This is a genomic window from Gulosibacter sp. (assembly GCF_052090685.1).
GTDB lineage: Bacteria > Actinomycetota > Actinomycetes > Actinomycetales > Microbacteriaceae > Gulosibacter.
In genome coordinates, this window is the sequence record NZ_JBQDBE010000026.1 from 30,313 (window position 1) to 43,360 (window position 13,048).

The following is a 13,048-nucleotide window of genomic DNA, read 5'->3' on the forward strand; positions in this document are numbered from 1 at the left end:
TAGGCGGGTTTGATCGCACTAGATCGCACCGCGCTGGCAAGAACAAAGCCCCGACTCGAATAATTCCATTCGAGTCGGGGCTTTGTATCGTCTAGAAGCGGATACCTATCCGAACGAGACTTGTCTGCGGGAGCTAGCCCAGCGCATCCGCGTCTGCGAAGAGGGCGACCTCGTCTGTCGCACTCACGTGAGCCACCGGGGAATCCGTGCGTGAAGCTGAGCCGCTGCGCGCAAGTGCAAGCGCATCCCGCTTGCTTGCACCGGTTGCATACACCCAGCAGCGTCGCGCTGACGCGAGCATTGGGAACGAGAGCGAGATGCGTTCGGGCGGCGGCTTCGGGGAGTTGCGCACCGAAATCACCGGCTCATCCGCGACTTCCACGCCCTCGTGTCCGGGGAACAGGGATGCAGTGTGACCGTCTGGTCCCATACCAAGCAGCACCAGGTCGATAATCGGGAAGCGATTGCGGCTCGAGATACCAATGACCCGATTGAGTACCTCGCCGTATTCAACTGCCGCGTCATCGAGAGAGATTCCCGAATCACTCGAAGCTGGAATGTGCAGGTTTTCTGCCTGAAAGCCGTTCGCTTCGCGCAGTGCGGCGACAATCTGGGTCGCATTTCGCTCATCGCTGCCGCGTGGCACGAAGCGTTCGTCAGCAAACCAAATGTGAACATTGGACCAGTCCAGTCCGTGCTCATTCGCCACTCGAATTATCTGGGGGAGAGCCCGATCGGCGAGTGAACCTCCCGAGAGTGCGAGGTGAACCTGGTTTGCCTCCCGAACCCGTTCCCGGAGGTACGCGGTCGTCTCTTCGGCCAGGACAGAATCGAGCTGTTCAGCTGAATCGCCGTGCACGAGACGGGCAGTGGTGAAATCCATTGGACTCCTCTCAATCACTTCAGCTTGTCGAGTTGGAGCTCGGCGGAACCTTCCAAGAGTGCAGCCTCATAGACCGGATCGTGAGCGAGCGAGCGAAGCTCCTCGGCAAGTACATCAAATCGATCACGCAGCCGGAGCGGTACGATCTGATCTGGCTGACCAGATTGCCGCAGACGTGCATTCTCAAGAGCGAGTCGCTCAAGTTCAATAGTGCCAGATTCTCGGATCAATCGAACGGTGCGGAGGTTACCCGGGAGGTTGTCCTCCTCGATGGTGATCTCCACCGGCACCTGCAGATAGTGTTTGAGCCAACCGGCCATGAGCAGGACACCACTCGACACTCGGCCACCGACGAGCTCAACGGAGAGCACTGGCTCGTATGGCGGTTGGTCGAGGACCGCGGCAAGCTGTGCGCGCCAGCGAGTGAGGCGAGTCCACGCGAGATTCGTGTCGCCTTCGTGATAGCCATCGCGAAGGCGGCGAATCGACTCGATGCCGTCAGGGTCGTCGTGGGTGTCGACAATCCGCAACTGAGCAATCCGCCCCAGCGGCGACTGTGAAGGCGACTCGCAGTCCGAACCGGGCCACCATGCCACCACTGGAGCATCCGGGAGCAGCAGCGCTTGCACAAGCGTCTCCGGGTCATTCGCGGCATCACCGGTCGCGTGCAGGATGACGACTTCGCTTGCGCCAGCGTCCGAACCCACACGAATCTCCGCATCCACTCGGGCTTCGCCACCGTTTGGGTAGGTGTGCAGCACGATCACACGCATCGGGTGTTCGCCCGAGGCACGGTTTGCGGCACGGATGCCTTCTTCGTTGACGCGTTCGCCCGAAACCAGGATCAGCGTGAGCACCCGGCCGAGGGCAACTGCGCCACCTTCCTCACGGATGCGAACGAGCTCGCGGGCGACCTCGGAGGTGGTGGTGTTGTGTAGTTTCGTGATCACGGGCGCCTCCAGGTTCGGCCATCGCGGTGAAGCAGTTCATTTGCGGAATCGGGACCCCAGGAACCGGGCTTGTACTGTTCCGGCGCGCCGTGACTTGCCCAGTATTCTTCGACCGGGTCGAGGATGCGCCAAGACAGTTCGACCTCCTCGTGACGGGGGAAGAGCGGCGGATCTCCGAGCAAGACGTCGAGGATCAGTCGTTCGTAGGCCTCGGGGCTGTCTTCGGTGAAGGCATGACCGTAGCCCATGTCCATGGTGACGTCGCGCACCTGCATTCCGACACCCGGAACCTTGGAACCGAAACGAATCGTGACACCCTCATCCGGCTGGACACGAATGACGAGTGCGTTCGGGCCGAGCGAGGCACGCTCAGCCGGAGCGAAAAGGTACTCGGGTGCGTCCTTGAAGGTGATCGCAATTTCTGTAACTCGACGGCCGAGGCGCTTGCCGGCACGGAGATAGAAGGGCACACCCATCCACCGGCGGTTATCAATTTCGAGCCGGAGTGCGGCGTAGGTTTCCGTTGTGGAATTCGGATTCATGCCGTCTTCATCAAGGAAACCGCGAACGTACTCACCACCTTGCCAGCCACTCGAATACTGACCGCGTGCGGTAGAGGCGCCGAGATCATCGCCGAGGCGGACGGCTGCAAGGACCTTCTCTTTCTCGGTGCGGAGATCCTTCGCGCCAAAGGTGAGCGGCTCTTCCATTGCGGTGAGCGCGAGCAGCTGGAGCAGGTGGTTCTGAATGACGTCCCGCGCGGCGCCGACACCGTCGTAGTATCCCGCGCGGCCGGAGACACCAATGTCTTCTGCCATGGTGATCTGAACGTGGTCAACCCAGTTTGCATTCCACAGCGGCTCGTACATGGTGTTGGCAAATCGCAACGCCAAAATGTTCTGCACGGTTTCTTTACCGAGATAGTGGTCGATTCTAAAGATCGCGTCGCTGGGGAAAACCGACTCGACGATGTCGTTCAGCTCACGAGCAGACTCGAGATCGTGCCCAAATGGCTTTTCAATAATGACTCGACGCCAGGAATCATTCGTGTCGTTCGCGAGTCCTGAGCGGCGCAGCTGATCGGTGACGATCGCGAAATCGCGAGGAGGGATCGAGAGATAGAACGCGTGGTTGCCGCGTGTTCCGTGGCTCTCCTTTAATTCCCGAAGCGTTTCGCTGAGTGTGTCGAAGGCGGCATCGTCATCGAACTCACCCTGAACGAACCGCAGGCCCGCGGAAAGCTGTTTCCACGCATCCTCGCTCCATTCGGTACGCGCGTGCTTGCGCGCATTCTCGCGGACAAACTCGCGGAAGTCATCGTCGGACCAGTCACGTCGTCCGAAGCCAACGATTCCAAAGGATGGGGAGAGTAAGCCTCGGTTGCCGAGGTCGTAGATGGCGGGGAGGAGTTTCTTGCGGCTGAGGTCGCCGGTTACACCGAAAAGGACAACGCTTGAGGGACCGGCAATGCGGTCGAGGCGACGCTCGCCTCGAGGACGAAGTGGGTTGATCCCGGGGGCAATGTTCACTGACACTGATTCACCTTTACTGCCTGCGGGGTGGAAGCCACCGGCTCCCACCCCGCAGCGGGTCAGATTCTGGAATTGAGTTAGATGGAACGGAGCGTTGAGATCAACTGCTCCGCACCGGAAATCGGGTCCTTGAGCTCCAGACGAAGCACCGGCATCCCGTGACCTTCGAGCACGGATGCGTCTCCGGCGGCCTGCGCTTGAATAAGCTCACCAAAGGTGAAGGGCCGTTCAGAAATCTCAAGGTCGACATCCTCAGCGGTCGTGATCTGCAGGAATACGCCTACCCGAGGTCCACCCTTGTGGAACTGGCCGGTGGAGTGCAGGAACCGCGGTGCCCAACCGAAAGTGACCGGGCGACGTGCACGGTGCGCGACGAGGTCGCGGATCTCTGCCAGTTCCGGCTGACCGATGCGGTCGGCATAAGCCTGGATGGCCACGTAGCCGCGCTCCGGCAATTTCGAAAGCAAGGATTCGATGGCGCCAGCCAACGCATCCTGACCCTCAACCACCGAAGCAGTGCCGCGAACGGCGATATTGCCGTCCTCAAAGACGGCCGCTTCGGGTTCTGGGGTGGCGTCGAGAAGCTCGCGCGCAGCGGCCTTGGCCGACTCAACGTCAGGCTGATCGAAGGGGTTAATGCCAAGCACCTTACCGGCGACTGAGACGGCAACTTCCCACAGCATCATTTGCTCGGCAAGGCCACCTGAGACAGTGATCTCATTGCCGACGGCGGGCGTGTCCGCCGCATCCGCAACGAGCCGCACAACCTGCAGGTCGGGAATCGGCAGCCCGACTTCGGGGGCTTCCTTGTCGAGCACGACCGGGAGCAGACCCTTGCCCTCTTTACCGGTGGATTCCGCAATGAGCTGTTCAGCCCAGTCACCGAAACCGACGATGTTGGTGCCATCGGCAATCACACCGAGGTAGGTATTCACCGGCTCGGCCCCGGAGATTGCCGCGCCGAGTAGCAGGCCCGGGTTGCTCGCGGAGTCCTGCGCCAATTCAGCCGTAACCGATGCTGCCTCGTTCAGGAACGCGGCAATGTCGAGACCAGCGAGGCCGGCTGGTACCAGTCCGAAGGCGGTCAGTGCCGAGAAGCGGCCACCCACCGTGGGGTCGGCGAGGAAGACCGAGTAGCCCGCCTCACGTGATGCCTTTTCGAGCGGTGAACCCGGGTCGGTGACGATGATGATGCGCTCAGCTGGGTCAATTCCGGCCTTTTCAAACTCGGCCACGAATGCGCGTCGCTGGGAGTCAGTCTCGACGGTAGACCCTGATTTCGAGGACACCACGACCGCAGTGCGCTCAATGTCCTGTCCAACAGTGTTGCGCACCTGGGTGGGGTTCGTCGAGTCGAGCACCTCCAGTGCGATGCCGGCGGTCCGCGTCATCACTTCAGGAGCCAAGGAGGAACCACCCATACCGCATAGCACGATGCGGTCAACGCCCTTGGCGTTGAGGGTGTCCTTGAGTGCGAGGATTTCGGGGACCAGCGGTTCCGAGACCGCGGCGGCCTTGGTCCAGCCGAGTCGCTTCGAGGACTCCTCTTCGGCAGCTGGGCCCCAGAGGGTACCGTCTTCGGCAAAGAGGCGACTCGCGAATTGCTCTTCGACGAGTCGATCGAGGTGTCGTTGCGCGGCTTCTGTGGCGTTCCCCGATGTGGAGACTTTGATGCCCATAATGTCTGCTTTCTCGATTATTTCGTTAGCGGGACTGCTCGAGCTGACCGGACACGGCCTCTTTGAGCTCGCTCCAAGCGGAGATGAACTTCTCGACGCCCTCATCCTCAAGCTGCTGGGTTACCTCGGAGTACGAGATGCCCTGCTTGTCGATGGCGTCGAGCAGTTTATTGGCGTCGTGGTAGGAATCCGAGACGACATCACCGCGGATTTCTCCATGGTCGGCAACCGCTTCCAACGTCTTCTCGGGCATGGTGTTCACGACGTCAGCAACGGCGAGTTCAACCACGTAGAGGGTGTCGGGCAGGGACGGGTCCTTCACCCCGGTAGATGCCCAAAGCGGACGCTGGAGCTGCGCACCCGAAGTGCGCAGAGTCTTTGCTCGCTCTGACTGGAATGCCTCTTCAAAGACCTGGTACGCGAGTCGAGCATTTGCCACACCCGCGCGACCCTTGAGTGCCTTTGCTTCGTCAGTCCCGATCGCATCCAGGCGCTTGTCAATCTCCACGTCAACACGCGACACGAAGAATGACGCGACGGAGTGAATGTTCGAGATATCAACGCCGCGTTCGAGCGCCTGCTCGAGACCGGTCAGGTAGGCGTTGATCACCTCGCGGTAGCGGGGGAGCGAGAAGATCAGGGTCACGTTCACCGAAATACCGGATGCGATTGCTTCGGTAATTGCGGGCAGGCCTGCCTCGGTTGCGGGGATCTTGATCATGACGTTCTCGCGGTCGACCTTGTCCCACAGCAGCTTCGCCTCGGCGATGGTGCCCTCGGTGTCATTCGCGAGCAGCGGCGACACCTCGATCGAAACGCGACCGTCGACACCGTCAGTCGCGTCGTACTGGGGACGGAAGACATCGCAGGCACGACGTACGTCTTCGGTGGTGATTTCGATGATGGCGTCGTCCACGCTCGTGTTTGCCCCGGCGAGCTCCTTGACCTGGCCCGCGTACGCTTCGCCCTTCGCAAGCGCATTGGAGAAGATGGAAGGGTTCGTGGTCACCCCAACAACATTGCGATCAGCGATGAGGTTGGTGAGTGAGTCACCATCAAGGCGCTCACGGGAAAGGTCGTCCAGCCAAATGCTGACGCCGACGCCAGCAAGCGCGGCGGTGTTTTCGTTGGTCATAGTGTCTCCTCGAAAAGTTGATGTGGGCCAGGCCCGAAAGAGTGCTTAGTGTGCTGCGAGGGATTCGCGGGCTGCTGCGATGACCGCATCAGTGGTGATGCCGTAACGCTCGAGCAACTCCATGCCGTCTGCCGACGCGCCAAAGTCTTCGACCGATACCGAACGACCACGAGCACCAAGATACGGCGCCCATGTCAATGCAAGCCCAGCTTCCACCGAGACGCGTGCGGTCACTGCGGCAGGCAGAACCTGTTCGCGGTATTCCTCGGACTGCTCGGCGAACCATTCCTGGCTCGGCATAGATACGACGCGAGTGGCCACACCCTCCGATTCCAGGGTTTCGCGTGCGGCGAGAGCAAGCTGCACTTCCGAGCCGGTTGCGATCAGAATGAGTTCGGGTGCACCGTTGCGTGCTTCGGCGAGGACGTAGCCACCGCGGCTGGTGAGCGTTGCGGAAGCAAGCTCGTCACCGGATGCGTCACCAGTACCGCGCTGCAGCACTGGGAGGTCCTGGCGAGAGAAGACGAGTCCGACCGGGCCGTTGTGACGGCGGAGTGTCTCGAGCCAAGCCTGCGTGGTTTCGTTAGCGTCCGCCGGGCGAACAATCGTGAAGTTTGGAATCGCGCGGAGCGTGGTGAGCGTTTCCACGGGCTGGTGCGTCGGGCCGTCACCGCCGAGTGCGAGCGAGTCGTGCGTCCACACGAACAGGCTCGGGATGTTCATCAGGGCAGCGAGTCGGAGCGATGGCCGCATGTAGTCGCTGAAGATAAGGAACGTGCCGCCGAACGCGCGTGTGCGACCCGAGAGAGTAATGCCGTTGATGATGGCCGCCATGGCGTGCTCGCGGATACCGAAGTGCAAGACACGGCCGTGCTTGTCCGCAGTCCAGCTCTTGGTCGAGAACTCTGCCGGAGCGAAGGAGTTTGCGTTCTCAATGGTCGTGTTGTTCGAACCGGCGAGGTCTGCCGATCCACCCCAGAGCTCCGGCAGCTGCTGAGCGAGAGCGTTGATGGTTTTTCCCGAAGCCTTGCGTGTCGACACCTTCTCGACACCCTCGAAGCTCGGCAGCGCATCCTCAATACCCTCGGGCAGCTCGCCTGCCTCGAGTCGGTCAAAGAGCGCCTTACGCTCGGGCTCACGAGCGGCCCACGCATCGAAGGCTGCTTGCCAGGTTTCCCGAACTGGACGCACGCGGTCGGCGAGACCGCGGGTGTACTCGAGCACGTTGTCCTCAACGATGAAGTCCTCGTCAGGGTTGAAACCGAGGATCTCCTTGGTCGCACGGATTTCCTCGGCGCCGAGTGCGGCACCGTGCGATGCGCCTGTGTTCTGCGCGGTCGGTGCGGGGTAGCCGATGAAGTTCTTCAGGATGATGAGCGAAGGCTTGGTGGTTTCGGCCTTTGCCGCTGCAATCGCCTCGGCGAGCGCGGGGACATCTTCCTGCACTTCGGTGTTGCCCTGGGTCCAGTCCACGGTGCTGACATCCCAGCCGTAGGACTCGTAGCGCTTGGCCACATCCTCGGTGAAGGCAATGTCGGTGTCATCTTCGATCGAGATCTGGTTCGAGTCGTAGATCACGACGAGATTGCCGAGCTGCTGGTGACCGGCGAGCGATGATGCTTCGGAGGTGATGCCCTCCTGCAGGCACCCGTCTCCCGCGAGGACATAGACGTGGTGGTCGAAGGGGCTTTCCCCCTCCGGAGCTTCCGGGTCGAAGAGTCCGCGCTCAAAGCGCTGCGAGTAGGCGAAACCGACGGCGGATGCGAGACCCTGGCCGAGCGGTCCGGTGGTCATTTCGACGTGCTTGACGTGGCCATATTCTGGGTGGCCAGCAGTCGGAGAACCCCAGGAACGGATGTTCTTGATGTCGTCGATTTCCAGACCGAAACCGCCGAGGAAAAGCTGCGTGTACTGAGTGAGCGAGGTGTGACCGTTGGAAAGAATGAAGCGGTCCCGACCGAGCCAGTCCGGATCGCTGGGGTCGACGCGCATAATGTGCTGGTACAGCAATGTGGCAACTGGCGCCAGGCTCATAGCCGTTCCCGGGTGACCACCCTTGGCCTTTTCCACGGCATCTGCGGCCAGGAGGCGAGCCGTGTCGGCTGCTCGCTGGTCGAGTTCGGTCCATTCAATACTTGTCACATCGACTCCTTTGAGGGGGATGGGCGTGCGTGCTCAGGTAGCACCGCCGATTAGCCTACAACGCTCTAGTCTGCTGTCGACGGTGAGCTGACTAAACAGATCTGTTGAAGGACGGTAGGCTAGTGGGGATACGGGTTATAAGGAATGGTGACAGTGTCGATCCACGAAATTACGGGTGCTTCGCAGCAAACCAGCGCTGCAACGACCGATGCGCAAACTGGTGTTCCGGAACGCTCGAACTTTAAGCGGAAGCTCGCGGCATACATTTCGCTGACCAAGCCGCGCATTATTGAGTTGCTGCTAGTTACGACGCTGCCCACCATGTTCCTTGCGGCAGGCGGATTCTTCTCACCGTGGCTCGGGCTGGGCGTGTTGCTCGGTGGCACGATGTCGGCGGCAAGCGCGAACGTGTTCAACTGCTACCTCGACCGTGACATTGATCGGCTGATGCGTCGCACCGAAAAGCGCCCGCTCGTCACCGGTGAAGTCTCTGAACGTGAATCGCTTGTGTTCGCGTGGCTACTGGGGATTGCATCCACTGTGGTGTTGTGGCTCGTTGCTAACCCGCTCACCGCGGCGCTCAGCGTCGGGGCAATCCTGCTCTACGTGGTGCTCTACACCATGATCCTCAAGCGCCGGACCGACCAGAACATTGTCTGGGGCGGCGTTGCGGGCTGCATGCCGGTGCTGATCGGTTGGGCTTCAGTCACCAACAGTCTTTCGTGGGAACCGCTGATTCTGTTCCTCATCATCTTCCTGTGGACTCCGGCGCACTACTGGCCGTTGAGCGTGAAGTACGCGGATGACTACGAGAACGCGGATGTGCCGATGCTTTCGGTCACGATGGGTGAGGGCGCGGTTGCGCTCCAGTCAGTAATCTATGCATGGGCAACCATGATCGCGAGTTTGCTGCTCATCCCGGTCGCACCAATGGGATGGCTCTACACGATTGCCGCAGTGGGGGCGGGCGCCTGGTTCGTCGCAGAAGCACACCGGCTCTACTACAACGTGGTCAAGGGCAATGGCGAAGCGAAACCCATGCGCGTGTTCCACCTTTCGATCACGTATCTCACGCTCGTGTTCGTGGCAGTCGGGCTCGACCCGATCCTGTACCTGCCACTCATGCCGTTCGGTGGTTAGCGTTCAGTTCGCCTAACGACCTGCCCAGCGGCCACTCATTGGGATGCTGGGCAGGGACTCAGTCTGCGCGTTCGGTGTGTGTCTAGCGGGCCCGAGCCGGGTGGAGATCCTCGAGGTCAAAGGATTCGAGCGGTCGAAGCAGTGAGCGCTTCTTCGACACGTGCCCACCCATCCGGTCCAGGATGGAGGTGAGTGCCTCGATCGCCTCGACTATGAACGGTCCCTTATTGAGCATGACCGCTTCAGCGCGCCGACCCATCGCGGCATCCGTGACTTCCGCACGAGAAGGCAGCCCCGTGCGCGCTAGTGTGTCGAGCACCTGAGTGGCCCAAATGACAGGCACGTGCGCGGCCTCACAGAGCCACAGAATCTCTTCTTGCACTTCCGCAAGGCGTTCAAAGCCGAGTTCCACAGCGAGATCACCGCGGGCAATCATCACGCCCACACCGCCCCAGCGCATCGCTTCAAGCAGCATGCGGGGGAGGGAGCGAAAGGCCTGCTGCGTTTCAATCTTGAGCGTGATGCCAATTTCACGAGCATCAAGCGCCTCGAGCTCGTGGATGAGGTCGGCAACGTCCTCGTGCGAGCGCACGAAGGAGAGATTCACTGTGTCCGCATGCTTTGCGACGAACGGCAGGTGTGATCGATCCTCTTCGGTGAGCGCCGGAATTCGCAGCGTGGTATCGGGAAGATTAATTCCCTTCTCCGCGCGGAGCTTCACACCGTCGACGCCGGCACGGGTCACCTCGACGATAATTTCCTCATCGGTCACGTCGAGGACGACGCCACCAATTTTGCCATCGTCAAAGAGGATGCGTTGTCCCGCTTTTGCGTCTGAGAAGGCATTCTCGAGGGAGCAGCCAATTCGGTGCGGGCTCACGAGCGTCGCCGGTTGTGGCGCCATATCGCGCTGGAGTCGGATCTCATCGCCGACACGGACGAAGAGGTGCTGACGAACTGGCGGTAGCTCACCGACAGTAATCGTATTGCCCGACTTCGTGTCGAGCTCCATGCCGGTGACAAAGTACGTCGTGCGCTTGCAGGAGACTTCTACGCGACCGGGGGAAAGATCGGTCACGGTGAACTTCCGCCAGCGCCCGCGAGCATCCTCACCCTTGAGCTTGTCACCGATACGCAATCCCAATGTTGCCAATCCGGTCACCGGAATCGGAGTTGGCTCGGCATCAAAGTCGAGCTCGGTCGGCAGTTCACTTGCCTCGATAAAAATAATCCGTGCGAGTTCACTCACTTCACCCGAATCATTTCGAAGCGGTTTGACCTTGATCACCTGCGGACCGGGCTCCAGCGGACCGGTGCGTAGCTTGGGACCGCCGAGATCCATGGCTACTAGGACACCGTCTTGCAGTCCGCGCACCGATTCGATCATCGACGCCCACTCTGTCTCTGAGTCGTGTGCGCAATTGACACGGGCGATATCCATGCCTGCGGCGCCCATCCGTTTCACCAGGGCCGGTTCATGGGCCGCCTCCGAAGGCATCGTCACCATTACCCGAGTGGTTCGGCCACCTCCGTGCACCGAGCCCAAGACCTCATCCCGATTGCGTCGCAGAACGTCTCGTCCCTCATCGAGTGGACCCCAGATCTCACGCCGGCGACGCCCCTCAACCAGCGAATTTACGGTTTCAAGCACCGTGAGGAGCCAAGACCGAACGATTGACTCCATTCGCCCGAGACTCGACAACCCATACGCCGAAAGCGAGCGCTGGATGGGTCGCAGATCATGTTGACGTACTGCGACATAGTGGACGAGGTTTCGCGCTGATTCACGGTGCTCTTCGAGCACAGCCGCGATGAGTTCAGCGGCCGCAAGTTCCGCAGCTTCGACTTCGCGCAGCAGTTTGCGAAGCTGCGCGTCAAGTTCGGGAAGGCTCAGGATGTGTGAGTCAAAGTTCGCCATAGCCTCAGAGGATCTCAGGCCGAAGCAACCGGAATATGAACGTCGGGCTTCTTTTCACCCGGTGCCTTGCCCTGGAGTCGATCGGCACCATCGCGGCGAACATTGACGAGCACCGCAGTGAGAATTGCGAGCGCAACAACGGCGAGCGCCATGTGGATGACCACCGACCAAATCGGAAGCCCGGTACGTGCCTGGTACACGCCGAAGCCAATCTGCACCACTACCGAGATAAAGAGCGCGACTGCCACTGGCCTGGTGCGAGGGTAGTTGCCCCGATAGGCAAGGAACAAGAACACCACGAGCGCGACGGCGAGTGCGTAGCCGGGCCATGCGTGCACGTGCTGCATGATAGCCGGGTCCAAACCGTTTCTTGCGGCGGCCGAGTCACCCGCGTGCGGGCCAGCTCCCGTGGTGAGGACGCCCACGATTTCCGTGATCCAGGTCAGGACGGCAACCGTCACGGCTGTGATCCACAGCGCGGGAGCGCCCTTGGTGGCCCCCGCGTCTGGCAGGGGCTCGGCGAGTCGCACGCGCTGCAGTAGGAGTGCGGCAATCGCAACATTGAGGGCGGATAAGAGGAAGTGCAGGCCAACCACTCGCGGATCGAGCTCGACCAGCACGGTGATGCCACCAACCCCTGCTTGCACAATGACAAGTACGCCAACCCACACCGATGGCGCGACTAGCCCCATTCGGCTGTGCCGGGTATTGAGTACGGCGAGGAAGGCGAGCAGCGCCGCAATTGCGACCACACCTGTGAGGGTGCGGTTACCAAACTCGATAATCCCGTGGATGCCCATTTCCTGTGTCGGTACGAGTGAATCATCCGTGCACAAGGGCCATGTCGGGCAGCCGAGCCCGGAGCCGGTGAGCCGCACGAGGCCACCGGTGGCGACGATGCCGATATTGACCACAAGATTCACCCAGGCGATGAGCCGAGTCCAGCGCGTGACGTGGTCGGGCATCAGGGTTTTGGCGACGGACACAGGTACCTCTCAATGACATTTAGCTCATCCTGGTAGGTGGCTTAGACTAGAGAACGCTGTTCATTGCCAGCGGGCCACAACCAGAACCGCGAGTGGTTGGGAACAAACCAATGCTCGTGGTCGTTCCATTCTATGTGCGCTTTCCGCGTGATGGTGGCAACGAACCATCGAGACGAAGAAGAGAGGTAGCGATGTCAGACGTGCTCATCGACCGCCCCGAGCTAAATGACCTCGGTCATTACGAGTTTGGTTGGTCAGACCCAGACGAAGCGGGAGCCGTTGCGAAACGCGGCCTAAGTGAAGAGGTCGTTCGCGATATCTCGCGGATCAAGAATGAACCGGAATGGATGCTTGAGCGTCGCCTCAAGGGTCTGCAGATGTTCGACCGCAAGCCCATGCCCACGTGGGGTGCGGACCTGTCGGGAATTGACTTCGACAACATTAAGTACTTTGTCCGTGCCTCGGAGAAGCAGGCCCAGACTTGGGAAGATCTCCCGGACGACATCCGGAACACCTACGAGAAGCTCGGTATCCCCGAGGCTGAACGTCAGCGTCTCGTTGCTGGTGTCGCTGCCCAGTACGAATCTGAGGTGGTGTACCACCAGATCAACGAGGAACTCGAAAAACAGGGTGTCATCTTCATGGACACCGACACGGCGCTGCGCGAGCACCCCGAGTTCTTC

Annotated in this window: 9 protein-coding genes and 1 pseudogene; 2 read left to right on the forward strand and 8 right to left on the reverse strand. The window is 60.7% G+C overall.

The features are described 5' to 3' along the window. Positions 1-133: 133 nt before the first annotated feature. The 6 genes from pgl to tkt form a co-directional block, all read right to left on the reverse strand. Positions 134-883, reverse strand: a complete 750-nt coding sequence (gene pgl / locus ACTHXA_RS13850) for a 6-phosphogluconolactonase (protein ID WP_441673372.1) — start codon at positions 881-883, stop codon at positions 134-136. A 14-nt stretch (positions 884-897) separates the two neighbouring features. Next, positions 898-1,833, reverse strand: a complete 936-nt coding sequence (locus ACTHXA_RS13855; protein WP_441673374.1) for a glucose-6-phosphate dehydrogenase assembly protein OpcA — start codon at positions 1,831-1,833, stop codon at positions 898-900. Beyond that, positions 1,830-3,368, reverse strand: coding sequence for a glucose-6-phosphate dehydrogenase (gene zwf / locus ACTHXA_RS13860; RefSeq protein WP_441673376.1), 1,539 nt, complete (start codon positions 3,366-3,368; stop codon positions 1,830-1,832). Before zwf ends, ACTHXA_RS13855 begins: the two co-directional genes overlap by 4 nt. Positions 3,369-3,442: 74 nt before the next feature. Next, positions 3,443-5,044, reverse strand: a complete 1,602-nt coding sequence (locus ACTHXA_RS13865; RefSeq protein WP_441673378.1) for a glucose-6-phosphate isomerase — start codon at positions 5,042-5,044, stop codon at positions 3,443-3,445. Between the two features lie 25 nt (positions 5,045-5,069). Further along, a complete protein-coding gene (gene tal, locus ACTHXA_RS13870; RefSeq protein WP_441673379.1) occupies positions 5,070-6,179 on the reverse strand; it encodes a transaldolase in 1,110 nt (369 codons plus the stop codon). A 45-nt stretch (positions 6,180-6,224) separates the two neighbouring features. Then, entirely contained in the window at positions 6,225-8,321 is a 2,097-nt protein-coding gene (tkt, locus tag ACTHXA_RS13875; protein WP_441673381.1) for a transketolase, read from the reverse strand. A 168-nt stretch (positions 8,322-8,489) separates the two neighbouring features. On the opposite strand from tkt, the gene ACTHXA_RS13880 reads away from it, so the two are divergent. Further along, a complete protein-coding gene (locus tag ACTHXA_RS13880) occupies positions 8,490-9,461 on the forward strand; it encodes a heme o synthase (RefSeq protein WP_441673392.1) in 972 nt (323 codons plus the stop codon). An 82-nt stretch (positions 9,462-9,543) separates the two neighbouring features. Here ACTHXA_RS13880 and ACTHXA_RS13885 read toward each other — a convergent pair whose 3' ends face one another. Together ACTHXA_RS13885 and ACTHXA_RS13890 are read right to left on the reverse strand one after the other, a co-directional pair. Then, a complete protein-coding gene (locus ACTHXA_RS13885; protein WP_441673383.1) occupies positions 9,544-11,379 on the reverse strand; it encodes a pyruvate kinase in 1,836 nt (611 codons plus the stop codon). Positions 11,380-11,393: 14 nt separating this feature from the next. Then, positions 11,394-12,365: a COX15/CtaA family protein gene (locus ACTHXA_RS13890; protein ID WP_441673385.1), complete on the reverse strand. Its 972-nt coding sequence runs from the start codon at positions 12,363-12,365 to the stop codon at positions 11,394-11,396. Between the two features lie 191 nt (positions 12,366-12,556). On the opposite strand from ACTHXA_RS13890, the pseudogene ACTHXA_RS13895 reads away from it, so the two are divergent. Then, positions 12,557-13,048 (forward strand): annotated as a pseudogene (locus tag ACTHXA_RS13895) (Fe-S cluster assembly protein SufB); the annotation flags it as partial.